The organism is Cupriavidus sp. (genome assembly GCF_057315035.1).
Genome location: NZ_DBHKYV010000010.1, coordinates 24,089 through 49,540, shown reverse-complemented (window position 1 = coordinate 49,540; position 25,452 = coordinate 24,089). Strand labels below are relative to the sequence as shown.

20 protein-coding genes are annotated in these 25,452 nt (G+C 63.1%); 10 read left to right on the top strand and 10 right to left on the bottom strand.

Annotated features, from left to right (window positions below):
- Window positions 1-59: 59 nt before the first annotated feature.
- From ACO550_RS14980 to ACO550_RS14950, 7 genes are all read right to left on the bottom strand, one after another.
- On the bottom strand, window positions 60-1,487 hold the full coding sequence (locus ACO550_RS14980) for an ABC transporter ATP-binding protein (RefSeq protein ID WP_315592334.1): 1,428 nt from the start codon (window positions 1,485-1,487) through the stop codon (window positions 60-62).
- Window positions 1,484-2,275 carry an ABC transporter permease subunit gene (locus tag ACO550_RS14975; protein ID WP_315592333.1) on the bottom strand — a complete coding sequence of 264 codons (792 nt, stop codon included), beginning with the start codon at window positions 2,273-2,275 and terminating at the stop codon, window positions 1,484-1,486. Before ACO550_RS14975 ends, ACO550_RS14980 begins: the two co-directional genes overlap by 4 nt.
- Window positions 2,269-3,144 (bottom strand): ABC transporter permease subunit, encoded by an 876-nt coding sequence (locus ACO550_RS14970; RefSeq protein WP_315592462.1) that lies wholly within the window; start codon window positions 3,142-3,144, stop codon window positions 2,269-2,271. Before ACO550_RS14970 ends, ACO550_RS14975 begins: the two co-directional genes overlap by 7 nt.
- Window positions 3,145-3,308: 164 nt before the next feature.
- Window positions 3,309-4,859, bottom strand: coding sequence for an ABC transporter substrate-binding protein (locus ACO550_RS14965; protein WP_315592332.1), 1,551 nt, complete (start codon window positions 4,857-4,859; stop codon window positions 3,309-3,311).
- Window positions 4,860-4,863: 4 nt separating this feature from the next.
- Window positions 4,864-6,957 (bottom strand): TonB-dependent siderophore receptor, encoded by a 2,094-nt coding sequence (locus ACO550_RS14960; protein WP_315592331.1) that lies wholly within the window; start codon window positions 6,955-6,957, stop codon window positions 4,864-4,866.
- Window positions 6,958-7,067: 110 nt separating this feature from the next.
- On the bottom strand, window positions 7,068-7,913 hold the full coding sequence (locus tag ACO550_RS14955) for an IclR family transcriptional regulator (RefSeq protein WP_485994889.1): 846 nt from the start codon (window positions 7,911-7,913) through the stop codon (window positions 7,068-7,070).
- Between the two features lie 85 nt (window positions 7,914-7,998).
- Window positions 7,999-9,129: an FAD-dependent monooxygenase gene (locus ACO550_RS14950; protein ID WP_485994888.1), complete on the bottom strand. Its 1,131-nt coding sequence runs from the start codon at window positions 9,127-9,129 to the stop codon at window positions 7,999-8,001.
- 303 nt (window positions 9,130-9,432) lie between these two features.
- Between ACO550_RS14950 and ACO550_RS14945 the strand changes: the two genes are divergently transcribed.
- From ACO550_RS14945 to ACO550_RS14915, 7 genes are all read left to right on the top strand, one after another.
- Window positions 9,433-10,218, top strand: coding sequence for a substrate-binding domain-containing protein (locus ACO550_RS14945; protein WP_485994887.1), 786 nt, complete (start codon window positions 9,433-9,435; stop codon window positions 10,216-10,218).
- A 263-nt stretch (window positions 10,219-10,481) separates the two neighbouring features.
- Window positions 10,482-11,054, top strand: a complete 573-nt coding sequence (locus ACO550_RS14940) for a hypothetical protein (RefSeq protein ID WP_315592458.1) — start codon at window positions 10,482-10,484, stop codon at window positions 11,052-11,054.
- Window positions 11,055-11,099: 45 nt separating this feature from the next.
- Window positions 11,100-11,303 carry a CsbD family protein gene (locus ACO550_RS14935; protein WP_315592330.1) on the top strand — a complete coding sequence of 68 codons (204 nt, stop codon included), beginning with the start codon at window positions 11,100-11,102 and terminating at the stop codon, window positions 11,301-11,303.
- Between the two features lie 589 nt (window positions 11,304-11,892).
- Window positions 11,893-12,744, top strand: coding sequence for a DUF535 family protein (locus tag ACO550_RS14930; protein WP_315592329.1), 852 nt, complete (start codon window positions 11,893-11,895; stop codon window positions 12,742-12,744).
- A 135-nt stretch (window positions 12,745-12,879) separates the two neighbouring features.
- Window positions 12,880-13,629, top strand: coding sequence for a GntR family transcriptional regulator (locus ACO550_RS14925; RefSeq protein ID WP_315592328.1), 750 nt, complete (start codon window positions 12,880-12,882; stop codon window positions 13,627-13,629).
- Between the two features lie 45 nt (window positions 13,630-13,674).
- The gene (locus ACO550_RS14920; protein WP_315592457.1) at window positions 13,675-15,216 is read left to right on the top strand and encodes an acetolactate synthase large subunit; all 1,542 of its coding nucleotides are present in this window, start codon (window positions 13,675-13,677) and stop codon (window positions 15,214-15,216) included.
- Window positions 15,217-15,354: 138 nt separating this feature from the next.
- Window positions 15,355-16,773, top strand: a complete 1,419-nt coding sequence (locus ACO550_RS14915) for a DUF1996 domain-containing protein (protein WP_315592327.1) — start codon at window positions 15,355-15,357, stop codon at window positions 16,771-16,773.
- Between the two features lie 20 nt (window positions 16,774-16,793).
- On the opposite strand, the gene ACO550_RS14910 is transcribed toward ACO550_RS14915, so the two are convergent.
- From ACO550_RS14910 to ACO550_RS14900, 3 genes are read right to left on the bottom strand one after another with little or no spacing between them, the layout of a single operon-like run.
- Window positions 16,794-17,666 carry an HTD2 family dehydratase gene (locus ACO550_RS14910; protein WP_315592326.1) on the bottom strand — a complete coding sequence of 291 codons (873 nt, stop codon included), beginning with the start codon at window positions 17,664-17,666 and terminating at the stop codon, window positions 16,794-16,796.
- A 17-nt stretch (window positions 17,667-17,683) separates the two neighbouring features.
- Window positions 17,684-19,057 carry an MmgE/PrpD family protein gene (locus tag ACO550_RS14905; protein WP_485994886.1) on the bottom strand — a complete coding sequence of 458 codons (1,374 nt, stop codon included), beginning with the start codon at window positions 19,055-19,057 and terminating at the stop codon, window positions 17,684-17,686.
- 20 nt (window positions 19,058-19,077) lie between these two features.
- Window positions 19,078-20,247 (bottom strand): acyl-CoA dehydrogenase family protein, encoded by a 1,170-nt coding sequence (locus ACO550_RS14900; RefSeq protein WP_315592324.1) that lies wholly within the window; start codon window positions 20,245-20,247, stop codon window positions 19,078-19,080.
- Window positions 20,248-20,505: 258 nt separating this feature from the next.
- Here ACO550_RS14900 and ACO550_RS14895 point away from each other — a divergent pair, with 258 nt between their 5' ends.
- The 3 genes from ACO550_RS14895 (at window position 20,506) to ACO550_RS14885 (ending at window position 25,421) form a co-directional block, all read left to right on the top strand.
- A complete protein-coding gene (locus ACO550_RS14895) occupies window positions 20,506-21,537 on the top strand; it encodes a tripartite tricarboxylate transporter substrate-binding protein (protein WP_315592323.1) in 1,032 nt (343 codons plus the stop codon).
- Window positions 21,538-21,683: 146 nt separating this feature from the next.
- Window positions 21,684-22,598 (top strand): SDR family NAD(P)-dependent oxidoreductase, encoded by a 915-nt coding sequence (locus ACO550_RS14890; RefSeq protein WP_315592322.1) that lies wholly within the window; start codon window positions 21,684-21,686, stop codon window positions 22,596-22,598.
- A gap of 900 nt (window positions 22,599-23,498) precedes the next feature.
- A complete protein-coding gene (locus ACO550_RS14885) occupies window positions 23,499-25,421 on the top strand; it encodes a PrkA family serine protein kinase (RefSeq protein ID WP_315592321.1) in 1,923 nt (640 codons plus the stop codon).
- Window positions 25,422-25,452 lie beyond the last annotated feature (31 nt).

The following is a 25,452-nucleotide window of genomic DNA, read 5'->3' as shown; positions in this document are numbered from 1 at the left end:
CGATACAAAACGCAAGAACCCCGGGGCTGGCAGGGTTATGCACGGTTATGTGCCGGGCATCACGTTCGCGCCTCGCCAATCTCGATATGTCGTTCCGCCACGTTGGCTGCGATGGCGGGATCGTGCGTGACCAGCATCAGTGCGCAGCCTTGTTCGGTGGTGGCGTCGATCATCACGTCGATGACGTCCTTCTGTGTCAGCGGATCGAGTCGCGACGTCGGTTCATCGGCAAACAGAAAGACCGGATCCATCAGCAGCGCGCGCACCAGTGCGAAGCGTTGCAGCTCACCGCCAGACACGGCCTCGGGCAGTCTCGTCAGCAGCGCAGCTTGCAGGCGCATGCGCTGCATCAGCGGCGCAATGCGTGTGCCGTCGAGTTGATGCTGGACACACAGGTCTGCCAGTGCACGACCGAGGGTGCGGCGTGGGGCGAATGCCGATGCCGGGTCCTGGTAGAGCTTCTGGTAGCGGACTCGCGCGAGGTTTGAGGGTTGTCTCACGGAGCCGGCGTCAGCCGATGCCAGGCCAAGCAGGATGTTACCCAGCGTGGATTTTCCGCTGCCGCTCGGACCGGTGACGGCCACGCGTTCGCCGGCGCGCAGGCTCAGGTCGAGATGGCGGAACAGTTCATGCGTGCCATAGCTCTTGGCGAGGCCGCTGGCGGCCAGCACTTCGTGGCCGCCGGGGGCGGCTGCGCGGCGCGGCCATGCCTGCGGATCGGCTGCGACCAGCGCACGCGTGTACGCGTGCCGCGGATTGCCAAGCAGGTCGTCTGCCGCGGCATGCTCGACGATCTCACCGTCGCGCATGACTGCCACATCGCCACCCAGCGCGCGCGCAACAGCCACGTCGTGGGTGATCGTCAGTACCGTGCAACCTTCGCGCAGGGCGGCTTGCAGTTGGGCGATGATGGCGTCGCGCCAGCGATGGTCGAGCCCCTTCGTCGGTTCGTCGACGATCAACACCGGCGCACGGCCGGCACGCGTGATGGTCAGTGCCACGCGCTGGGCCATGCCGCCAGACAGTGTGGCGGGCCATGCCGCGCGGGCGTGGGGCAGGCCGAGTGCGCCGAGATCATGTTGCGCGTCGCGCCAGGCTGCGGTCCATGATTTTCCACCGACGATGGCATGGGTTTCAGCCAGTTGCCGGCCGATCCGCATCGTCGGGTCGAGCGCAAGCGACGGTTCCTGCGGCAGCAAGGCGATCTGGCGGCCCCAGTGCGCGCGGCGCGCGCGGATATCCATGGCATCGAAGGTCGTGTCTGCCAGCGTGATGCTGCCACTGGCGCGCAGGCCGCGCGGCAGCGTGCCCACGATGGCGTGGGCCAGCAGGCTCTTGCCGGCACCGCTTTCACCGAGCAGCGTCAACGCGCGGCCTGGCATCAGTGCCAACGATACAGGGCCCAGCAAGCGGCCCTCGGAGCCGCTCTTTTCAAGGCTCACTTCGAGCCGCTCGACGCGCAACAGCGGTGTGGTGTCTGATGTCATGGAGCGGTTCTCTCGCGCGGCTGGCCACTCAGCAGAACCAGCGTCAGGGTGGCCAGTGTCAGGACCACGATCGGTCCTGCGATAACCCATGGCGCTTCGGCCGCATAGGGCAAGAGCTCGGTCATCATCAGGCCCAGTTCGGCCGTGGGCGGTTGCGCCCCGAGCCCGACGAATCCCATCGCGGCCAGTGCCAGCACGGCCGCACTGGCGCCGAAGCTTATCAACGTACCGAGCAACGGCAGCAGTTCGGGGAGCACGTGATGACGCACGATGTAGCGTGTGCCGAAGCCAAGCAGTCGTGCTGCCTCTACGTGCGGGCTGGCCAGCACCACGCTGGCCGTGGCACGCGTGACGCGGAAGTATTCCACCCACAGTACCAGCGAGAGTCCAACGTAGAGTGGCCAGAATGCGCCCGGTGCGAACGCGCTCAGCAACAGCACCAGCAACAGCCCGGGCAGCGCCAGCACCGCGTCGGCCACCGCACCGGTCACGCGTGCGGTCCATCCACCACGCCACGCAGCCAGCAGGCCAAGCAGCGTGCCTGGCAATGCCGCGGACAGTACGCTTAGCAGCGCCAGGCCCAGCGACAGGCGCGTGGCGGTGGCTAGCCGGGCGAGCATGCTGCGGCCCAGATGGTCGGTACCCAGTGGCTCGGTCAGCCCGGGCGCCTGCAGGATGCCGTACAGGTTTTGCTCGAACGGTGCGCGTGGGGCCAGCCACGGACCGGCGATGGCAAACAGCGCAAGCAGGAGCAGCAGTACTGTACCCAGACGTTGGCGATTCAGCATCGGCGTCCCCTGGCAATCCGTACACGCGGGTCGATCCACGCGCAAGCCAGGTCGACCAGCGCATTCAGTGCCACGAACAGCAGGCCCATGACGATGGCTGTCCCCTGGATCATCGGTACATCGCGTCCAAAGATCGCATGTACCAGCGCATGGCCGATCCCGGGCCATGCGAACAAGGTTTCGATGACGACCACACCCTCGACCAGATACACGAGCTGTACGCCAAGGTAGGCCACCAGTGGAATGGCGGCGTTGCGCACGCCGTGCCGCAGCAGCGCCTGGGCATCTCCGAGGCCCTTGGTGCGCGCGAACTGGAAGTACGCGGCATCGCGTACCGATGCCATGGCGTGGCGCGCCACGCGCAGCGTCGTGGCGGAGAGTCCGAGCCCGAGGGTCAGTGCGGGTGCCAGCAGTGAGCCGTGCGCATCATGGCCACCCGTGGGAATCAGGTTCCATTCGATCGACAGCAAGGTCACCAGCAGGATGCCGAGCACGAACGGTGGCATCGCGCGCAACAATACCGAGGCAAGTAATGTACCGCGATCGAGTGCCCCGCCGGCACGCAGGCCGGCTGCAAAGCCGAGCGGCACCGCGATGGCGCAGGACACGGCAAGCGCGGCGACGGCCAGCCACAAGGTATGGCCAAGCTGGTGCGTGATCTCGTCGATGACCGGCGCACCGGTCACGGCGGAGACGCCAAGGTCGAAGCGCGCCAGATGCTTCCACCACTGCAGCAGTGCGTCGGCCCATGGCAGTCCGAGTCCCAGTTCCGCGCGCACGGCTTCAGCCGCTGCGGTGGTCACCATGTCGTAGCCATAGCGTCCGGCGGCAATGCGGTAGGCGATGTCGCCCGGCAGCAGGCGCATCATCAGGAAACTCAGTGTGCCAACCAGTGCGGCAACGAGCAAAGCCTGCAGTCCGCGTTGGAAAACGATGCGGCCGACCAGGGCGGCAGAACTTCGTATGGGTGCTGCCACCGGCGCGCTTGGCAAGTCGGCTGGCAGGTCGGGTGCCATCGGCAGGGAAGAATCGTTCATGAAGTCCAGTGCATGTGCGTCAGGCGATAGGTTCGCTCGAACGGATCGATCGACACGTCGGCCAGCCGTGGGCTGGCCGCCAGCGTCTGGCGATACCAGACCACCGGAATCAATGGCAGCTCGCGCTGCAGGGTGCCGGCAATCTGCTGGCGCAGGCGTCGGGCTGGCGGTCCGTCGGCCATGGCGGGCAGGGCCGCCAATGCTTGCGTGACGTCCGGTGCCGACCAGCCCATGGCTCCCCAGTCGCCGCCGTGGGCAGCGAAATCCTGCGCGATCGTGCCGTACGCATCGGGTACCACGCCGTAGTTGCGCGACATCAGACCAATGTCGAGTGATCCGTCGCGATGTGCCAGTGGAATATCGCTTGAATTGCCGATCGATACACGTAGCTGGATGCCGACCTGGCGCAGTTGCTCCTGGATTGCCGCGGCGATGACCGGCAGTTCGGGACGGTCCGGGAAGGTGCGCAACGTGATGCCAAAGCGGGTGTCGCCGCGTCGTAGTACGCCATCGCTGCCCGGCAGCCAGCCGGCTTGGGCCAATAGTCCGCGGGCCAGGGCTGGATTGGATGCCAGGGGTGCCAGCGCGGGATCGTGCCAGCCTGCCAGGGTGGGCGGGAAGAGCTGCGTCGCCGCCAGCGACGGCTCGCGCAGGATCGCCGTGGCGATGCCGCGCCGGTCGAGCGCCAGGGATAGCGCGCGCCGCACGCTCGCGTCGGCCAGGAACGGATGGCTGCCATTGATCTTCAATGCGGTAGTGCGCGGAATTGTCACCGCGTGCAGACGTACGCCGGGGCTGCGCGCCAGGCGCGCGAGGCTGCCTGGATCGAGCCCATATGCAAGATCGGCCTGACCACCTTCGGCCATTAGCGCCCGCATTTCGGCGCGTCCGACGGACAGGTACGAAGCGCGCGCGATCGCCGGCGTCTTGCCGCGCCATCCGTCGAATGCCACCACCGCAAAGCGCTGCGGCGGTTCCAGTTCGATGATGCGATAGGGCCCGCTACCGATGATGGTGCGCACATTGCCGTCGGCTGCGAACGATGCGGGTGCCAGCACTTGCGTGCTACTGTGGGAAAGCAGGGCCGGCAGCGGGGCGAACGGCCGCGTCAGCCGTATGCGTATGGCATTGGCTTCGGTGTCGATCCGTGCGATTGGTGCGACTGCCAGCATTCCCGCTGCGTGGCGTGCGCGTTCAAGCCCAAATGCCACATCGGCAGGGCGCACCGGGGTGCCATCGTGGAAGCGCGCATCGGCGCGCAGCACGAAGCGCCATTGCAACTGGTCTTCCGTGATCGCCCAGCTCTCGGCCAGGCCCGGTATCGGCATGCCGTTCGCGTCATGCTCGACCAGGGTTTCGGTGACCTGCATGCGTGAGAACAGGTAGCCATTGCGCAGCGGATCGAGGCTCGACAGTTCCCACGGACCGATCACGCGCAAGGTGCGGTCCATAACCTGCGTGGCAAGCGCGTTCAGCGGCAGCAGTGGCGAGAGTGCCGCCGCGCGCAGCAGGCGCCGTCGCGCAGATGAGCGAAGCTGGAATGTCATCGTGCTAGAAGCTCAGCTGTACGCCGAGGCGCGCCGTACGTCCAGCACCGGGCATGATCCACAGGTTGCTGTACGAACTGGCGTAGTACGTGCGGTCGAACAGGTTGTTCACATTGAGCGTTACACGTACGGCCTTGCTGTATTGCCAGTAAGCAAGCAGGTCAACCAGCGTGTATGTTGGGAGTGAAAAGCTGTCCTGCACATCGCCGGCGCGCGTGCCCACATAGCGCACGCCTGCGCCGATGCCGTAGCGCTGGCCAAGCGGTGCCTGGTCCTCGTAGATGGCCATCAGGCTACCGCTGGTGCGTGGCACATTCGACAGCGGCGTGCCGGCCGCAAGGCGTGTGTCCTGCGTGATCTCGGCATCGGTGAAGGCAAAGCTGCCGGTGACGCGCCAGTGATTGCCGAGCCGGCCGGACACGTCGAGTTCCACCCCACGGCTACGCGCCTCGCCCGCCGCGATCTGGAATGCCGTGTTCGACGGGTCCGTGGTCAGGGCATTACGCTTGCGGATCTCAAACCATGCCAGTGTGGCGGTTGTGCGATGGTCCGTCGCTTCATACTTCACGCCTGCCTCTACCGCGCGGCCATGCTCGGGCGAGAACGCATTGCCATCGGCATTGCTGCCCGGGTTTGGCCTGAACGACTTGCTGGCGTTGGCAAACACCGACACGGTCTGGCTGGCCAGGTAGGTCACGCCGATGCGCGGTGACACCGCGCTCTGATGCTGGCTGGTGCTGCTGCCGCTCAGGCGGTTGTCGAGCGACTGGTTATAGATATCGAAGCGCGCGCCGGCCAGCACGCGCCAACGCTCGCCCAGACGCAACTGGTCCTGGGCATAAAGGCCGACATTGGTCTGGCGCTCGTAGGTATTGGTGTTCGGCAGTAGTGTCGGGGGCGTCTGGCCGTAGACGGGATCGTAGATGTCGATGGCGTACGGCGCGGCGCTGCTCGGATTCCGACGCAACATGACCTGCGAAATACTGAATCGATACGTATCAACGCCCAGCAACAGCTCATGCCCGAGCGGCCCCGTGGTGAACTTGCCGGTGACGTCGGCTTGTAGCGAGACATCGTCGGACTGGTAGTCGCGATAGCGGCGCTGGCGGGTCAGCGTGCGATTGTCGGGCAGCAGCGCGCTGGCTTCGGTGGAGTACCCTTCGAGCGTGCCGCCGCGGTAGGCCAGTGCTACGCGACCCTTCCAGTGGTCGCTGAAGTCATGTTCCACGGAAAGCTGGTGAGACTGGCTGTCCAGCCGGATGTCACCGTCGTTGGGCTCGCCAAGGAAGCGGGAGCGCGGCACCGCGTCAAGTTTGCCGTTGACGGCCACGATGCCACGGTCCAGCGGTGTGGAATAGCGCTGGATCTCGCCGGCATACTGCACGACGGTGCTGGCACCTGCCATCCACGTAAAGGACGGCGCCAGCAGAAAGCGCCGACTGTTGACGAAATCGCGCGTGCTGCCATCGTGGTCGGCCACCGCGACCAACCGGCCGGCAACGTTTTCGCTGAGGGCGCCGGTGATATCGGCCGAGACGCGATAGTTGTCACGGCTGCCAATCTCGAAACCATAGGTCTGCGCTGGCTTGAACTGCGGTTGCTTCGTGACGATATTGATGACGCCACCGGGGTCCCCGCTGCCATAGAGCGACGAAGCGGGGCCCTTCAATACCTCGATGCGCTCGATGGTTGCCGTGTCGCGCGGTGCCGCATAGCCGCGATTGGCTGCGAAGTCGTTGACCAGGTAACCAGCGCCGGTATTCTCGTTACCCGTAAAGCCGCGTATCGCGAAGTTGTCCCACAGTCCGCCAAAGTTGTTCTGGCGCGAGACGCCACTGACGTAGTCGAACGTATCGTCGAGCCGGGTGGCGGCGATATCGTCGATCAACGTGCGCGGCAGGACCTGCACTGACTGCGGCACCTCGCGCCATGGCGTATCCGTGCGCGTGGCGCCGGTAACGTAAGGCCCGGAAGCCGTGCCTCGCACGGAGACTTCGGGCAAGGTCTGCTCGGCGGCAGTGTCCGCAGCGTCGGCAAAAGGGGATGTTGCCGCAGTAGCGGCGAACAGAATGGCGGGCGTGAGGTGGCGTCCGGGCATGGGCAGGCGAAGCGAAAAGTTGAGATTCGTTTTTGCAACAGTGTTGCATTATAGCGAGCCTCACGCTTCACACCACAGATTTTTGTTGCGACGCAACGTCGCAGTGGAACCTACTGCTGGCGATATCCAAGCAGTGCGGACAGATCCCTTGCCGCAGTCTTTACTTCCTTCTCGGCGCGCTCGCGCAGCAAGCCATCGGCTTCAAACCGTTGCTGCGGTCCGGCAACGCTGATGGCGGCGATGACTTCGCCGCTGGCGTCGCAAACCGGTGCGGCGCAGGAATCTATGCCCGGTTCGAATGCCGAGAAGCTCCATGCGCAGCCGCGTTCGAGGTCTGCCGCGAGGATCTCGGCCAGCCGGGCGTGGGTGCCGGGGCTTTGTCCCGTAACCTTGGGCAGTGGATCGTCGCCCAGTCTCTCTCGCAAATCCTCGGGCGGCAGATGGGCGATCAGCATGCGGCCCGGCGTGGTCAGATGCGCAGGCACGCGACTGCCTACCTGGATATTGCTGACCAGGCCCGTGTTGGGCATCTCGCGCAGCAGGTAGAGCACGTGGCCGCCGTCGGGCACCGCAAGGTAGGCCGACAGTTGCAATGACTCGCTGAGCCGCGCAAGGATGCGGCGCGCGAACGATGTCAGGTCGTTCGACGCCAGTACGCGCGAGGCCAGCTTCAGGAACGCGAAGCCCACCGTGTGCCCGCCCTGCGGCAGCCGTTCGACCATGCCCTCGTGCTCGAGCGTGGCCAGCAGCCGCATCACCGTCACGCGGTTGACATCGATACGGCGGCCCACTTCGCTGAGATTGGCCGTGGAACCGCCCTCGGCAATAAAGCGCAGCAGCCGCATGCCGCGAATGACTGGCGACACCAGTTGCTGCCCACTGCCAGTGCCATCGTCGGCGTCGTTTTCGGATTCGGCGTGCAGGGATGGGTTGCGCAGCGGGTCGGGCTTCGGCATTGGCAAGCTGGGAAACAATCGAAAGGGAAGGGCTTCCTGTGCGCGCGTTCACCGTACACGGTGAAGCGCAAACGTTCAGTCCAGTTCAGTTCAGCGGAACGTTCCAGGCGTTGTAATCGTACACCCAGTCCGCATTGCCGCCGGCCTTGAGCCATTCGTTGCCGCGCGATCCAATCTGGATGCGGCTAGTGCGCTCGTGGCGCGCGGCCTGATAGCGTGCAAGCGCGGTGGGCACGTCGTCCAGCGTGGCGTCGGCCAGGCAACGCGCCAATACAACACCATCCTCGATCGCCATGCCGGCACCCTGGGCCATGAACGGCATCATCGGGTGGCACGCATCGCCCATCAGCGCAATATGTCCGGCCGACCATGCCGGCAGCGGATCGCGCACGTACAACGCGGAAATCAGCACGTCGTCGCAGGCATCGAGCAACGCGCGCGCATCGGGATGGAAGCCGGCGTATGCGGCGCGCAGGTCTGCCACGTTGCCCGGCGTGGTCCAGGATTCATGGCGCCAGCTGTCTTGGGCCACCGTGGCGAACACGAAAATCTCGCGACCGCGGTTCAGCGGGAACGTCACGATCTGGCTGCTCGGCTCGGCCCCCCACCATTTCGTGAAGGCGCCAATATTCGGCACGCCAGCAAGCCGTTCGGCCGGCACCACGGCGCGATAGGCCACCACGCCGGTGAAGATCGGATGCTCGGCGCCCAGCAGCGCGGTACGTACGATCGAGTGGATGCCATCGGCACCAATCAGCACGTCCACGTCCTGATGGCTGCCATCGGCAAACTGCAATGTCGCGCCACGTTCGCGCGGTACCACGGCGGTGGCCTTGTGCCCAAGCCTGACATTGGCCGCCGGTACTACCGCTTCCAGCGCGGCCATCAGGTCGCCGCGATGCATGGTCAGTTGCGGCGCGCCGTAGCGGCGCTCGGCTTCGTCGGACATCGGCAGGCGCGAGGTTTCCTCGCCGGTGTCCCAGGTGCGGCTGATGCGGTGCGTGGGGCGGGCCGCGGTTGCGCGCAGTGCATCGCCCACGCCAAGACCGTCGAGCGCACGCACGGCGTTTGGCGTGAGGTTGATATCCGCACCCACCCGTGCGAATCGGGCGGCCTGCTCGAAGACCACAACATCCATGCCGAGTTTGCGCAGGGCAATGGCGGCTGCCAGGCCACCGATGCCGGCACCGTTGATGCCAATTTTTCCTGAAATCATGAGGGCGCTCCTTTGAGGTAACCACTGCGATAACCGTGGTCAGTTTTATGTATGTTCAAATATGAACGATAAGTTCATAAAAAGAATATTCGTGATGAGGTGGAGCGTCAAGTGGGGCGTCAAGTCGGACGTCAAGCGCGAACGAACGGACCCCTCTGAGAGGACGTAGCGCATGCCATTTCCGTCACTCTTCAGGGTTTGTGAACACGATGTCATCAAACGTGACTTGGCTGCGCTATGGCGCGCTACCTATAGTCACCGGTTCGGGGTGCCCACGGCCCCGGTCAAGACGGAGACACAACAATGATGAAAAGCTGGGTAGCGGCGGGAGCCGTTGCAGCGACATTCCTGGCGCCGGCAGCCTATGCACAGCCCGCGACGGCAACCGATATCCACGTGATGATTTCCGGTGGGTTCACGGCAGCCTACAAAGCGCTGGGGCCGAAGTTCACGGAGCAGACGGGCAGCAAGCTGGAGACCGAGCACGGGCCATCGATGGGAAATTCGCCCGAAGCGATACCGAACCGGTTGGCGCGCGGTGAGCAGGCCGATGTGGTGATCATGGTTGGCTATGCACTCGATGACCTGATCAAGAAGGGTGTGGTCGACCCGAAGTCGCGTGTGGAACTGGCCGACTCGCGCATCGGCATGGTGGTACGTGCAGGTGCGACGGTGCCTGACATCCGTACCGTGGATGCCCTGCGGCGGACGCTGATGCAGGCAAAATCAATCGCCTATTCAGATAGCGCCAGCGGTGTCTATGTCGAACGCGAACTGTTCGGCAAGCTCGGCGAGCCGGTTGCGCTGGCTGCCAAGGCAAAAAAGATCGAGAAGGTGCCGGTCGCATCGATGGTCGCCAATGGCCAGTACGAGATTGGTTTCCAGCAGGTGGCCGAACTATTGCCAGTGCCTGGCGTAACCTTCGTTGGCCGCATTCCTGAAGACGTGCAATCCATCACGCGTTTTGCCGGTGGTGTGCCGGTCAACGCTGCGCATCCCGCGCAAGCGCACGCACTGCTCGAATACCTTGCGGCGCCCACGGCGCAACCTGTAGTCAAGGAAACCGGGCTCGATTCCGTACCGCACTGACATCGACGACACAATTTTTTGAGGCTGCAGTACTGCCCAGGGCCGGCTCGATGCCGGCCCTTTTTCATTGGCCTTTTTTCATTGGCCTTTTTTCATTGGGCACATGTCGCAAAGTGATGCTGTGGGAATTGTCTTACGAATGTTTCAGCAGCGACCTTCTGCTTTGCTGGAGCGGCAAAACATAACCTGCAACTACAGCAGGGCACAACGCAAAGTGCGATGAGCCTGACGAGTATTTCACTTGAGAAAAGGAGCACGACATGATTGCAAAGAAGTGGCTGACCGCGGCAGTGTGTTCGATGATGGTTGCCGCCCCGGCGGGCTTTGCCTACGCCCAGGCAGGTTCGAAAGCAGACCATGATGCGGCGGTGAAGCAGGCCGACGCAGACTACAAGGTAGCCAGCGACAAGTGCAGCGGCATGTCCGGGAATGCCAAGGACGTCTGCAAGCTGGAAGCGAAGCGTGACCGCGATGTGGCCAAGGCCAATGCGGATGCCAAGCGTGACGGCACCGAGAAGGCCCACGCCAAGGCCATGAAAACCAAGGCCGACCGCGATTATGACGTGGCCAAGGAAATGTGCGACGACAAGAAGGGCAACGACAAGGACGTCTGTGTGAAGGAAGCCAAGGCTTCGCATGAACGCGCGCTGGGCGCCGCCAAGGTTGAAAAGGCTGCCGCTACCGGCACCAGTACCGATGTGGCCGAAGCTCGCGCCGATGCCCGCAAGGACACTGTCGATGCCGCTTACAAGGCCGACAAGGAAAAGTGCGATGCGATGTCGGGTGATGCCAAGGACAAGTGCCAGGCCAACGTAAAGGCCAAGTACGCGAAGTAACTACCAATCAGCTCGGCAACACCTAACCGAACGCAAGGAGTCGCTATGAACTGGGATCAGATCGAAGGCAAGTGGGAGCAGGCCAAGGGCAAGGTCAAGGAGAAGTGGGGCAAGCTGACCGACGATGACATCACGGTGATCAACGGCAAGCGTGACCAGTTGGCCGGCCGGATCCAGGAGCGTTACGGCTACACCAAGGAACGGGCAGAAGAAGAAATGAAGGCTTGGGAAAACGACGTGCGCTGGTAAGTCGGTGCACACACGGCCGCAACTGGCGGCTACTCATCATGCGCGGACACGCGTGACGGAACGGCGAAGCGATGCTTCGCCGTTTTTGTTTGGCCTTTGCCCAGCGTGATGTGACGGAAGCCCGGCGAAGACGAGCGTTGTGCGTAAGCTGTAACAAAAATGAAAAACATTTCAGTGAAATAGCGACATATTGGGCACAAATGCGCGGACTTCGCTTGTTCCTGCTTGGCGTGTCAACCTGTATTATTTCAATGCGTTACGGGATATTACGGGCTAGGCCTAGATCCCCACTAACGCGAATATAGATAGGCCAGCCCGTTGCCGATCCCATCCGGGACGTGCAGCAGGGTCATATTACGTGCAAACCAGGTCCCGCCAAGAATGGACCGGCGCGTCAACAGGGGAGCATTCCGTCGTGCAAGGACCAATGTCATGTCTGCAAGGGCTTCTTCATGCCCGTGCAGGTGGGTTGTTTGATTTTCCGCCAGCGCAGTATTTGCGATACCTGAGTGCGGTAGCCTCGGTCTCCACTTTCTGCTATCCGGCGGGCAGCCGTAAATGGTTGTCGCGCCGGCTCAAGCTGCTTGCCATGTCAGCCATGCGTGCGCATACGGTGCAGCCGTGGATGCGTGATGCCGGCTCGTGCGCGCTTCTGGGCAGGTTGGTTGCCGCCAGGCCGTTGCTGCTTGAAAAGCCCTTTCGACCGTTGGGCAAGTCGGGGCTGGGTTTTGGGGAACGCGTGCGCATGGTGCTTGACCACTATTCGGTCATGCAGATGAACTTGCCGGCTTGCGTTTGCGACCGTGTTTATCTCACCGGTGGCCTGGACTGGCAGTTTGGTGACGGCAGGTACGTGCTGCGGCTGGCCGACCCCGGCCCCAATCCGAAGGAGGGCGAACTGGCGTTCTACTGGACCGATACGGAAACCGGGGCGTGCCTGACGCAACTGAGCTTCTATCTGCGCCGCGGCAAGGACGGCCCCGAAATCTTTGTCGGCGGCCTGCAGGGGCCGATGAACGAGGCTAGCCGCGAATGGATCCGCACGGCCACCAAGGCCAGTGAGGGCCTGCGGCCCAAGGACGTGGTAATGGAGGCGCTGCTGGCCTTTGCCGCCACGGTGGGCGTACAGCGGATCCGCGCCGTGTCACGCGACAACCATGTCGGGCGCCAACGCAATACACCGCGTGAAATCCAGACCGACTACGAGGGCTTCTGGATGGAATACCACGGTGTGCCCTGTGCGGATGGCAACATCGAGATCCCCACGTGCCAGCCATTGCGCGACATCGCTGAAATCGCTTCGAAGAAGCGCTCGGCCTGGCGCCGCAAACAGGCATTCGTGGAATCCGTGCACGCTGCCGTCAGCGCCGCATTGCGCCTCGACGACATGACAGCCGGCAACGATGCCGAACTGGCACCGGCCATCGTTGCTGCGGCCTGAGTTGGCACAAAACTGCAGGATGGAACGGTGCGGCGGTAAACCCTAGTAGTCTAGCTACCTAGACTTTTAATAGAGTCTGGTATCGACCCAGCGCGGCGACGCATGTGCGTTGCTGCGCCGGGGACTACTTCTGCCATGCCGGACGCCACCGACCTGCTTTCCCGAAGCCGCGAGCCTGTCTACCTGCAGCTCGCCACCATCTTTCGCCGCCAGATCGAAAGCGGTGCCTGGCGTCCCGGCGAACAGATCCCGTCGCTCGAAGCGTTGTGCCGCCAGTACGGCGTGGCACGCATGACCATGCATCACGCGCTGTCGGAGCTGGATGCCGAAGGGCTGGTCGCGCGTTCGCGCGGACGTGGCACCTTCGTCAAGGCCGCCGGACGTGAGCGACGCCAGTTGACGCTGCCGGTCAGTTGGGACCAGGCCGTGGCGGTAGGCGGCCAGCTTTCCACTGAAGCCATGGTCGAGTCGACGGCCGACGTGGCACTGCCCGACGATCTTGGCATGCCCTGCGAGGGCCGGCGTGCCGCCGGCTATCACTTCCTCAAGCGCGCGCACCGCATGGACGACCGTCCGTTTGCAGTGGGCGAGGTCTACATTGCCGCTGACGTTTTCGCACGCGAGCCCGAAGCATTCCGCCACGGGGCATCGGTGCCGGTGCTGGACCGCTTTCCCGGCCTCAAGGTCAATGCCGCCCGCCAGCGCCTGTCGATCGTGCCGGCCGGTGCGGCGTCAGCCGGCGCGCTGGAACTGGCCGTTGGCGCGCCCGTGGCTGAATTGCGCCGCTTTGCGTGCGTCGACGACGTGATCGTTTACTACGCACGGATTGAATTCCCCACCGAGTACGTCAGCCTGGATTTCGACCTGCTCGCCCCCCATTCCTGACAACAGCCAACCAGCACGGAACCCAAGATGGAGATTCAAGAACCGATGAACGGCGCGGAAAGCCTGGTCAAGACGCTGCTCGCCTGCGGCGTGGATACCTGCTTTGCCAACCCCGGTACCAGCGAAATGCATTTCGTGGCCGCGCTCGATCGCATTCCCGGCATGCGTTGCGTGCTGGGCCTGTTCGAAGGTGTGGTGACTGGCGCGGCCGATGGCTATGCGCGCATGGCCGACAAGCCGGCCGCCACGCTGCTCCATTGCGGACCCGGCCTGGCCAACGGGCTGGCGAACCTGCACAACGCGCGTCGCGCCCAGACGCCGGTCGTCAATATCATCGGCGACCAGGCAACCTATCACCGCCCGTTCGATGCGCCGCTGACCGCCGATACCGAAGGCTGGGCGCGCCCGGTCTCGGTATGGACGCGCACGGCCACCCATGCGGCATCGGTCGGTGCCGATGCGGCAATGGCCGTGCAGGCGGCAACCTCGGCGCCGGGCGGCGTTGCCAGCCTGATCCTGCCGTCCGATGTGTGCTGGGATGCCGGCGGCAAGGTTGCGGCACCGTTGCCTGCGCTGCCCGTGCCGAAGGTGGCGCCCGACGCGGTCCAGAATGCCGCGCGAATCCTGCGCAGCGGGCAGCCCACGCTGATCGTACTGGCCGGCAGTGCGCTGCGCGAAGGTGCCCTGTCTGATGCCCATCGTATCGCTGCCGCCACCGATGCGCGCCTGATCACGCCGATGTCGAACGCGCGCGTGACGCGCGGACGTGGCATGCTGGCCATCGATCGCATTCCATATTCGGGAGATGCGGCACGCCAGAAGCTGGCCGGGATCCGCAATGTGATTCTGGTTGGCGCACCGACGCCGGTCACGTTCTTTGCCTATCCGGGCAAGTCGCCGCGGCCGTATCCGGAAGATGCGTCGATCCACGTGCTGGCTCGTCCCGAGGAGGATCTGGCCGAGGCGCTGGCACGTTTGGCGGACGAGCTCGGCGCGCGCAGCGCACGGCTGCCGGAAACGGGGTCCGTGACCGTGGAACCTGCAAAGGGTGCCGTCACTTCGGAAGCCGTGGCGCAGACGCTGACCGCGCTACTGCCGGAGCAAGCCGTGGTGGTGGAAGAAAGCGTGAGCTTTGGGCGCGCATTCTATCCAGGCACCGTGCATGCCGCGCCGCACGACTGGCTGCAACTGACCGGTGGCGCGATCGGGGCCGGCCTGCCACTGGCCACCGGTGCGGCAATTGCCGCACCAGACCGCCGCGTGGTGGCACTGCAGGCCGATGGCTCGGGCATGTACACGCTGCAGTCGCTGTGGACCATGGCGCGCGAGAAGCTCGATGTGACCATCGTGCTGCTGGCCAATCGCAAGTACGCGATCCTGCTTGGCGAACTGGCCGGCGTAGGGGCCAATCCGGGCAAGACCGCGCTCGACATGCTCGACCTCGGCAATCCGGATCTTGACTGGGTCAAGATGGCCAATGGCATGGGCGTGGAGGCGGCGCGCGCCGATAACATGGAATCGTTCAATGATCTGTTCCGCATGGCCAACCAGCGTAAGGGCCCGTTCCTGATTGAACTGGTGATTTGACAGCGGTGGCTTCCAAACTCCCCTCTCCCGCAGCGCGGGAGAGGGGAGAACACCACCGAAATCATCCACGCCTGTTCCATTGTGGCGGCGGTGCGACCGACTCAACATGAGATCGTCGATACCGCCTCGGAGGCCATCATGGGAAAGGCATGGATTTGCATCGTGGGCATTGCGCTAGGCGTTTGCGGCTGTTCGCGAACCCCGCCACGGCCGCCGTTGCAGCAGACGCTGACCGACGGCAGCAACAACATCGTCTGCAATTTCTCGCATCGATTGCCTGACGACCCGATTGTCTATCCAGGCAAGCCAGGGATTGCGATGCAGCACGACTTCTTCGGCAACACCACGGCGAACGCCATGTCGACGGCAGACTCGCTGCAGGCCAGCCCGGGCACGACGTGCGAGAACGCCGCGGATGCCACGGCGTACTGGGCGCCCGCGCTGAGGTTGCCGGACGGTAAGGTCGTGGCGCCGATGTACCAGAAAACGTACTACACGAACCAGGCGGTGCCTTCGTCGAAGCGGGTCGTGGTACAGCCATTTCCGCCGGGCCTCAAGATGCTGGCCGGCAATCACCACGGGACCCAGCCTAACCCTCGCGTCTCGTTCCTGTGCACGGGGCGCGGCTACACCAATACCATCCCCACCAGTTGCGTTCCGGATCCAGCCACGGGCACGCAATTCAATATCGGGCTCAACTTTCCCACCTGCTGGGATGGCAAGAATCTGGCCCCGAAGATGGGAGGCCATGACAATATGGCCTATCCCGACAGCAGCGGTAACTGTCCGTCGGACTACCCGGTTCATCTTCCCGAGGTCAACATGAACATCGCCTACCGGCTCGGGCAGATATCCGATCTGACGAATGTGCAGCTTTCACTGGACCCGGAACTCGATGCCCAGGGCAAGGTGGTCAAGGAGTTGTGGGGTTCGCTCTACACGGCCCATGCGGATTTCTTCCTGGGTTGGCGCGACCAGGCTGCGAAGTTCATGGCTGGCTACTGCATGAACAAGGGACGGGTTTGCAACCGCGAGGTGGCCTATTCCTATAACGAGTCGGCCGAAGACGCCACGGTGATCACTGGCGATGCCGCCAACTACGGTGCCGAGCCATCGCTCGATGCGGAAATCGGTGGCGGTTCGAAGCCGGAATCGATGATCTATCTGAAACTCCGGATTCCGCAAGGTGCGGTCACGCTGCCGCCCGATTTCACGCCGCGTTATGTGCTGCTCATGTATGGGGGAAATGAAACGGATACGGCGGCGGTCAATATCCACGCCTACAGCGTCTCCACGGAATGGACCGAGCAGGCGATCACCGGCGCGAATGCGCCGGCCTGTTCCGGAACCAGTGCCGCGCTCTATCTCGACAACACGCTGCAATACCGTGGCTTCACCGTTACGCGGGCGGTCAATGAGGCAATTGCCGCGGGCAAGGACACCGTGGCATTCTGCATTCGCGGTGCGGGCGCTGGCCGGCTGTTCAAGTTTGGCAGCAAGGAGAGTGACAACAAGCCGGTGCTGTACCTGATTGCCGTAAATCCGCTGCCAACCTGAAAAGGCCCCGGCCCGTTATATCAGGCGCCAACCTCGGCCCACGCCGACATGGCCTGCCCGCCCTTGTCGTCGCCGGTCCATAGCACCACCTTGCCGGCGGTATCCGGTGCGTCCATGCCGCCGACCGATACGGTGTCCTGATGGAACAGCGGTGCCAGACCCCGGAACCCGAAGCGCTTGACGCGTGCCTGCGGCCGCTCGTGGCGCAGCAGTTCCAGCGTGAGCATCGCCTGCAGCGGGCCGTGCACGATCAGGCCAGGGTAGCCTTCGACATCGCGCACGTAGTCGAGGTCATAGTGGATTCGATGGCCGTTGAAAGTCAGTGCCGAAAATCGAAACAGCATGACAGGGTCGGCTTGCAGCGTACGACCGAACTGTGCGGCATGTTCCAGTCGCGGCCGCGGCGCCTGGGGTTGGCCTTTCTCCGGCATGGCGCGATAGACGATATCGTGGCGCTCGTTCAGCGCCGTTTCGCCATCGACGGTGTAGGCATGATCGACGGTCACGAACCACAGCTCACCGCTACGGCCTGACTTGTGCTGGACGTCGGAGATGGTCGACGTCTTCGTCACCGTCTCGCCCACGCGCAGGCCACGGTGGAACGTGAGTTCGCCGCCGGCCCACATGCGACGTGGTAGCGGCACTGGTGGCAGGAATCCGCCCAGCGCGGGATGGCCGTCCTGTCCAATCGTGCGCTGTGGGGCCCGTGGCAGGAAATACAGCCAGTGCCACAGTGGCGGCAGCGGCTGGCTGGCAATGGCGGCGCCGTCCAGGTCAAAAGTGGCAGCCAGCGCGTGCACTGGCTCGGCCGCCAGTGTCTCGGTGCGGGTCTCCGAACGGCCGATCCATTCACGCAATTGCTCAAGCGTCGGTGCTGTCGTTGCTGTAGTCATTGCCTTGTCCTGTGGGGTTATCGCGCCGAAGGAAGCCAGCCGTTGACGTTCGCTTCCTGTTCAAGACGCCATACGCGAGCGATGATAGCGCGCATCTCCGCCTCGCTAGCGCCGTGGCGAAACGCGCCAAGCTGGATGGCCTTGGCTTCGAGTTCCGGCCGCGACAACGTATTGTCCGGATCGCCCTTGGGCACATCCACGCGTGCTTCGAGCGTGCGGCCATCGGTGGTGCTCACCGTAACACGGCCGATCCACTGCCGTGGATAAGCGGCATTGATCTCGTCGTCGAGCGCCATCGTGACCTTGTTGCAGAAGGCTGCGATGCGCGTGTCCTGTAGCGCATGCTGCTCGAACTCGGCCAGGCCTGCGTGCGCATGGACGGCTACCAGGCCCAGCACGGTGCCCATCGAGAACTTTGCCTGATGGATGGTCACCGGATTCACAACCGGGCCCAGCACATCGATCGCCCCCTGGTGTACGTGGGCCGTGACCGAAGCAATCTGCTCGGCGTGCAATCCATCGCGTTGCATCAACGCCTTCAATGCATCGGCCGCGGGGTGGGTATGGCGGCACGAGGCAAAAAACTTGAATGACGTTTCAGCGGTGGCCCAGCGTGTGCCGAGCCCGTCGGTCAAGGCCGCGGGATTGGCATCGGACGACATGCCGGCTGCCATGCCCTGCTTGCCTTCGAGGATCTGCTTCGCGCCGGTGAAACCCGCGCGGGCGAGCCATGCCGACTGCAGGCCGTCCGCGGCGGCCTTGGCAGTGTGCAACTGCTTGGAATCCGCGGCGTCGCGCAGGAATTCCCAAAGCCCGGCGGCTTGCGTGCCTGCCGAACCGAGCGCCTGGTTGATGCCTTCGGCATCGAGCCCGTACAGCTTGGCTACGGCAGCGGCCGCAGCCAGCGTGCCGACGGTACCTGTGGTGTGGAACACCCGATAGTGCGACCGGCCCATGAATTCGCCGATGCGGATGCCCGCTTCATAGCCGGCAATCGACGCCAGCAGGACTTCGGCGCCGCTCTTGCCTTCGGCCTGCGCGGCGGCTACGACAGCGGGGAAGACCACGGCGGCCGGATGCAGCACCGAGCCGTTGTGCACGTCGTCCTGTTCCACCACGTGCGACGAGGCGCCGTTGATCAGCGCGGCAAAGTATGGCGATGTGCGGCGGCGATCGACCAGTACTTCGGCGTCACCGGCGTTTGGCCCCATCGCGGCGGCAAACTCCTGGATGCGACGAATGGCCGGCGCGTCCTTGCCGGCAATGGCCGAGGCAATCCAGTCCAGGAACAGGTCCTTGGTGCGCTCGACCACGGGCGCGGGGATGTCACTGAGCTTCAACTGCGCCAGGAACTCGCAGAGCTGGCGGGTCGGGTAGGTATCGTTGGGCATGTTCGACATCGGCATCAGAATCAGAACGAACGGGGCAGTTCGAGCACGTGCTCGGCCACGTACGACAGGATCAGGTTGGTGGAAATCGGTGCCACCTGGTACAGGCGGGTTTCGCGGAACTTGCGTTCGATGTCGTACTCGGCGGCAAAGCCAAAGCCGCCATGCGTCTGCAGGCAGACGTTGGCCGCTTCCCACGAGGCATCGGCGGCCAGCAGCTTGGCCATGTTGGCCTCCTTGCCGCAGGGCTTGCCGGCGTCGAACAGCTGCGCCGCCTTGTAGCGCATCAGGCTGGCCGCCTCCACGTTGACGAAGGAGCGCGCGATCGGGAACTGCACGCCCTGGTTCTGGCCAATCGGGCGTTCGAACACGATGCGTTCGCGTGCATAGCCGCTGGCCCGCTCGACGAACCAGTAGCCGTCGCCAATGCACTCGGCCGCAATCAGGATGCGCTCAGCGTTCAGGCCGTCAAGGATGTACTTAAGGCCCTTGCCTTCCTCGCCGATCAGGTTTTCGGCCGGGATTTCGAGGTTGTCGAAGAACAACTCGTTGGTCTCGTGGTTGACCATGTTGCGAATCGGCTGGACGGTCAGGCCGTTGCCGATGGCTTCGCGCAGGTCCACCACGAACACTGACAGTCCTTCGGACTTCTTCTTTACCTGGTCGAGCGGCGTGGTGCGTGCCAGCAGCAGCATCAGGTCGGAATGCTGCACGCGCGAGATCCATACCTTCTGCCCGTTGATGACGTACTTGTCGCCACGGCGAACGGCCGTGGTCTTGAGCTTGGTGGTATCGGTGCCGGTAGTGGGCTCGGTCACGGCCATCGACTGCATGCGCAGTTCGCCTGAGGCGATACCGGGCAGCCAGCGCTGTTTCTGGGCTTCGGAGCCATGGCGCAACAGGCAGCCCATCACGTACATCTGGCCGTGGCAGGCGCCGGAATTGCCGCCGTTACGGTTGATTTCTTCCATGATCACCGAGGCCGCGGTCAGCGGCAGCCCCGAGCCGCCATAGGACTCGGGGATCAGGGCGGAAAGCCAACCCGCCTGCGTCAATGCCTGGACAAATTCCTCCGGGAACCCGACCTGTTCCTCGATGCGCTGCCAGTAGGCGGAGTCGAACTGCTGGCAAAGGTCACGTACGGCCTCGCGGATTTCCGGGTAAATCTGGTCTTGGTCTTGTGCAGCATGCATGGCAATGTCCGTGATTGTCGGGGTGGGGGTCATTATTCACGAGCCATCGGGGCTGCAATATTCACATTTGCCAAAGCGCGACTTCGGTCCCGGCGTAGGGCCGGTCGACGGGTTGGGGTTATCCCGTGGCTTTTGCGCTGCCTTGTCCACCCTTCGGCAAATCGGAATTGTGTGCCGGCGCCTTTGCTTTCACGCTGCGCATCACACGGATTCCTTGATAACCGGACGCGTGATACACGCGCCAACAGGAGACAGCGCATGACCTCATTTCCGCAGCCGCCGGCGACCCTTGCCCGCTTTCGCCATGCATGCCATGCCGTGACCTGGGCCGCCCTGGCCGTCACCGCCGTGGTGCTGGCCCCGGGCCGGGCGTTTGCCGCCGATTCGTACCCTTCGCGACCCATCACCATGGTGGTGCCGTTCGCGGCCGGTGGCCCCACCGATGTGGTGGCGCGCTCGGTGGCGGCCGCGATGTCGAAGTCATTGGGCCAGAGCGTGGTGGTGGAAAACCGCCTGGGCGCCGGTGGCACGGTATCGGCCGCCTATGTGGCCAAGGCAGCGCCGGACGGCTACACGATACTGATTCACCATAACGGCATGGCAACGGCGCCGGCCCTGTATTCAAAGCTGCCTTACAAGCCGCTGACCGACTTTGCCTTCGTCGGCCAAGTCGCCGACGTGCCGATGACGCTGCTGGGGCGCCATGATCTGCCGGCCAATACGCTGCCCGAACTGGTCAGCTATATCAGGCAGAACCAGAACAAGGTGAACCTGGCCAACGCCGGCCTGGGCGCGGTGTCGCAACTATGCGGCATGCTGTTCCAGAAGGCCATCGGCGTGGACCTGCAGACCATTCCGTACCAGGGTACGGCGCCGGCGTTGACGGCATTGCTGGGCGGCCAGGTCGACGTGCTGTGCGACCAGACCACGCAGACGCTGCCGCATATCCGGAGCGAGAAGGTCAAGCTGTACGGCGTGACCACCGCAGAGCGGATCCAGGCGCTGCCAAATACGCCAACGCTGCGCGAAGGGGGGCTGAAAGACTTTGAAGTCAAGGTATGGCACGGCATCTATGCGCCCAAGGGCACGCCCCCGGCGGCCATCGACAAGCTCAACGGTGCGCTGCGCGCAGCCCTAAAGGACCCGGCGGTAACGGCGCGCATGAAGGACCTGGGCGCGGTAATCGTGCCCGAGGACAAGCAGACGCCGGAAGGCCTGCGCACATGGCTGGCCTCCGAGATCGACAAATGGTCGCCAATCATCAAGGCGGCAGGCGTAAAGGCGGATTGAAGCACGGCGCTGGGGTTCCGCGAGCGTGAACCCCACTTTTGTCATTCATGAATTCCACAAACTCCGCCGCCAATTTATCGTACCGAACTGTGCGATAGAACGGGTACGCTCCCGAACCCGGACAACTGGCAGCCAAGGAGGCAGCAATGAGTGGAATGATGACAGGCAAGGTAGTGGTCGTGACGGGCGCAGGCGGTGGCATTGGCCGCGGTATCGCGCTGGGAATGGCCGCGGCCGGTGCGCGCGTCGTGGTCAACGACCTGGGCGTGTCCATGACTGGCGAGGGCGGTGACGCGGGCCCCGCGCAACGCGTAGTCGACGAGATCCGTGCGGCCGGTGGCGAAGCTGTTGCCAATACCGACAGCGTGTCGAGCTGGGCCGGCGCCAATGCCATCGTCCAGTGCGCGCTTGACCAGTTCGGTCGTATCGACGCGGTCGTCAACAACGCCGGCAACCTGCGCGACCGCATGTTCTTCAAGATGAACGAAGAGGAGTGGCGTTCGGTAATCGATGTGCATCTGCATGGCACGTTCTTCGTCAGCCGCGCCGCCGCCAACTATTTCAAGGACCAGGAAAGCGGCGCCTATGTGCACATGACTTCCACATCGGGCCTGATCGGTAACCTGGGGCAGGCCAATTACTCGGCCGCGAAGCTCGGTATTGCTGCCTTGTCGAAATCGATCGCGCTGGACATGGCGCGCTTCAACGTGCGTTCGAACTGCATCGCACCATTTGCCTGGAGCCGGATGACGAGTTCGATTCCGGCCGAAACGCCCGAGGAAAAGGCGCGCGTGGCCCGACTGCAGAAGATGGAGGCCGGCAAGATCGCGCCGGTGGCGGTGTTCCTGGCAAGCGATGCCGCTGCCGAGGTCAACGGCCAGATCTTTGCCGTGCGCGCCAACGAGATCATGCTGATGAGCCAGCCGCGGCCGGTGCGCTCGGTGCATACCAGCGAGGGGTGGACGCCGGAAACGGTGGCGGAGATCGCCATGCCGGCCATGCGCAGCAGCTTCTTCAAGCTCGACCGGTCACCCGACGTGATCAACTGGGATCCGATCTGACGCGTCCTGCGTCCTGCGTCCTGCATATTCCGTGTTTTGTACGTCCACGCGCGTTGCAGTGCAGCATTGGCAGTGCGCGTGGCACGCATTCTGCTCATCCCCTCTCATTGCGGTTTGATAGTTGCTGCAAGGTGCTCGCAGCGGACTCACGCACTCGGACTGTGCGTGGCGACGGTAGCGGATACGCAAAAGCGGTGCATGACTGCGCAGTCGCGCCGTCATGTGCGATGGGCGTGTAATTGGCACTCTCGCATCGACAGTGCTGAAACCGTGCGATGCGCAGGGGCACGGAAATGCATTGGAGATGAAGTCGTCCATGGCGCGGAGATGGTTATCGCGCGCATAGTGGTCGATTCGTTCCGAACGGGTGTTGGATCGGTCGATCGATGCGGTTGCGATGTTCGGTGTGAACGCAACCGCGAAATGCGCAGGCCGATATGAGAAATACGGTGCAAATCATGCGTTTGCATGATGTCGGCTTTAACGATGTTCGCGCACAGTGAAAGCATGCGTGTAGGACCATTGCCGACACTGTGTGTCAGATGTTTCTGGATTTGTGGGATCGTTACACAACGCGCTGTGCACGATGGGCGTGAAAGGTGTAATGTGTGTCACAAGCATGGTCAATGGCCCGTCGCAGCGGGGTGAGCAAGCGAGTGTCAGGTTGAAGTGCGGATGCCATGTGCGAATACACGCAGATGACGGATGCAAACGATCTGGCAGACGTCAATAACGCGTCAACTCCGGGCTCACATTCGCCGTTATTTGACTATGATGAAGTAAAGACTTCGCAACTTGGCAACACCACCAAGCCGGGGTGGCGGAATGCAAGATTGCCGCGAAGGCTTAGGGAGTAGAACTACCTTCGCCTCGGACGTGGGACTCTGACGGGAGTGAGGTATGGACATTTTTGGCCACTACGCCACGCGCTTCGAAGCACGCAAGGAAGAGGAATACAGCATCCAGGAGTATCTGGAGATCTGCAAGAAGGATCCTACTGCCTACGCGACCGCTGCAGAACGCATGCTTGCCGCAATCGGACAACCCGAACTGGTGGATACCCACCATGATCCGCGCTTGTCCCGACTGTTCTTCAACAAGGTCATCCGGGTCTACCCGGCGTTCCGCGATTTCTACGGAATGGAGGACACCATCGAGCAGATGGTCTCCTTCTTCAAGCACGCGGCACAGGGACTTGAAGAGCGCAAACAGATTCTGTACCTGCTTGGACCTCCCGGTGGCGGCAAGTCGTCGCTGGCCGAGAAGCTCAAGGCGCTGATGGAAGAGGTTCCCATCTACGCGCTCAAGGGATCTCCCATCCATGAATCGCCGCTCGGACTGTTTTCCGCCGAGGAAGACGGCAAGATCATGGAAGAGGACTATGGCATTCCGGTGCGTTACCTGAATACCATTCCGTCGCCATGGGCGGTCAAGCGCCTGCATGAATTCAATGGCGACATCACCAAGTTCCGCGTGGTGAAGCTGCGTCCGTCGGTACTGTCGCAGATCGCCATCTCGAAGACCGAGCCTGGCGATGAGAACAACCAGGATATTTCCTCGCTGGTCGGCAAGGTCGACATCCGCAAGCTCGAGGACTTCCCGCAGGACGACCCGGACGCCTATTCCTATTCCGGCGGACTTTGCCTGGCCAACCGTGGCCTGCTCGAGTTCGTTGAAATGTTCAAGGCGCCGATCAAGGTCCTGCACCCGTTGCTGACCGCGACGCAGGAAGGCAACTACAAGGGTACCGAGGGCTTCGGTGCAATACCGTTCGACGGTGTCATCCTGGCCCACTCGAACGAAGCCGAATGGCAGACCTTCAAGGCGGACAAGAACAACGAGGCTTTCCTCGACCGGATCTATATCGTCAAGGTGCCGTACTGCCTGCGCGTGTCCGATGAGGTCAAGATCTACGACAAGCTGCTGCGCAGCAGTTCGTTGTCGGCGGCGCCCAATTCGCCGAACACGCTCAAGATGATGGCGCAGTTTGCCGTGCTCACACGGATCAAGGAGCCGGAAAACTCGAACATCTTCTCCAAGATGCGCGTCTACGACGGTGAAAGCCTCAAGGACGTGGACCCGAAGGCGAAGTCGTACCAGGAGTATCGCGACTACGCCGGCATCGACGAAGGCATGAATGGCCTGTCCACGCGTTTCGCGTTCAAGGTGCTGTCGAAGGTCTTCAATTTCGACAATACCGAGGTGGCGGCCAATCCGGTGCACCTGCTCTATGTGCTCGAACAGCAGATCGAGCGCGAGCAGTTCCCGCCGGAGCAGGAAGCCAAGTTGATGTCCTACATCAAGGAGTACCTGACCACGCCGTACGTGGAGTTCATCGGCAAGGAAATCCAGACCGCCTACCTGGAATCGTATTCCGAGTATGGCCAGAACATCTTCGACCGTTATGTGGTGTTTGCCGACCTGTGGATCCAGGACCAGGAGTACCGCGATCCGAACACCGGTGAAATCCTCGACCGCAACGCGCTGAACGATGAGCTCGAGAAGGTGGAGAAGCCGGCGGGTATCTCGAACCCGAAGGACTTCCGCAACGAGATCGTCAACTTCGTGCTGCGGGCGCGCGCCAACAACGGTGGCAAGAACCCGGTCTGGACCAGCTACGAGAAGCTGCGGATGGTGATCGAAAAGCGCATGTTCTCCACTACGGAGGACCTGCTGCCGGTGATCTCGTTCAACGCCAAGTCGTCGCGCGAGGATCAGGACAAGCACGAAAACTTCGTCAACCGTATGGTTGAGAAAGGCTATACACCCAAGCAGGTTCGACTTTTGGTGGAATGGTATCTGCGCGTCAGGAAGTCGTCGTAACCAGCACCCGACGCGGTCTTTTTCCATGGCG

Coding starts and splice junctions, on each gene's coding strand:
- ACO550_RS14965 (WP_315592332.1), bottom strand. CDS start 4,859: ATGACATTCCAGCTTCGCTCATCTGCGCGACGGCGCCTGCTGCGCGCG.
- ACO550_RS14910 (WP_315592326.1), bottom strand. CDS start 17,666: ATGACTACAGCAACGACAGCACCGACGCTTGAGCAATTGCGTGAATGG.
- ACO550_RS14900 (WP_315592324.1), bottom strand. CDS start 20,247: ATGCATGCTGCACAAGACCAAGACCAGATTTACCCGGAAATCCGCGAG.
- ACO550_RS14945 (WP_485994887.1), top strand. CDS start 9,433: ATGATGAAAAGCTGGGTAGCGGCGGGAGCCGTTGCAGCGACATTCCTG.
- ACO550_RS14930 (WP_315592329.1), top strand. CDS start 11,893: ATGTCAGCCATGCGTGCGCATACGGTGCAGCCGTGGATGCGTGATGCC.
- ACO550_RS14890 (WP_315592322.1), top strand. CDS start 21,684: ATGAGTGGAATGATGACAGGCAAGGTAGTGGTCGTGACGGGCGCAGGC.
- ACO550_RS14955 (WP_485994889.1), bottom strand. CDS start 7,913: ATGCCGAAGCCCGACCCGCTGCGCAACCCATCCCTGCACGCCGAATCC.
- ACO550_RS14915 (WP_315592327.1), top strand. CDS start 15,355: ATGGGAAAGGCATGGATTTGCATCGTGGGCATTGCGCTAGGCGTTTGC.
- ACO550_RS14960 (WP_315592331.1), bottom strand. CDS start 6,957: ATGCCCGGACGCCACCTCACGCCCGCCATTCTGTTCGCCGCTACTGCG.
- ACO550_RS14905 (WP_485994886.1), bottom strand. CDS start 19,057: ATGCCCAACGATACCTACCCGACCCGCCAGCTCTGCGAGTTCCTGGCG.
- ACO550_RS14895 (WP_315592323.1), top strand. CDS start 20,506: ATGACCTCATTTCCGCAGCCGCCGGCGACCCTTGCCCGCTTTCGCCAT.
- ACO550_RS14885 (WP_315592321.1), top strand. CDS start 23,499: ATGGACATTTTTGGCCACTACGCCACGCGCTTCGAAGCACGCAAGGAA.
- ACO550_RS14980 (WP_315592334.1), bottom strand. CDS start 1,487: ATGACATCAGACACCACACCGCTGTTGCGCGTCGAGCGGCTCGAAGTG.
- ACO550_RS14950 (WP_485994888.1), bottom strand. CDS start 9,129: ATGATTTCAGGAAAAATTGGCATCAACGGTGCCGGCATCGGTGGCCTG.
- ACO550_RS14970 (WP_315592462.1), bottom strand. CDS start 3,144: ATGATGCGCCTGCTGCCGGGCGACATCGCCTACCGCATTGCCGCCGGA.
- ACO550_RS14975 (WP_315592333.1), bottom strand. CDS start 2,275: ATGCTGAATCGCCAACGTCTGGGTACAGTACTGCTGCTCCTGCTTGCG.
- ACO550_RS14935 (WP_315592330.1), top strand. CDS start 11,100: ATGAACTGGGATCAGATCGAAGGCAAGTGGGAGCAGGCCAAGGGCAAG.
- ACO550_RS14925 (WP_315592328.1), top strand. CDS start 12,880: ATGCCGGACGCCACCGACCTGCTTTCCCGAAGCCGCGAGCCTGTCTAC.
- ACO550_RS14920 (WP_315592457.1), top strand. CDS start 13,675: ATGAACGGCGCGGAAAGCCTGGTCAAGACGCTGCTCGCCTGCGGCGTG.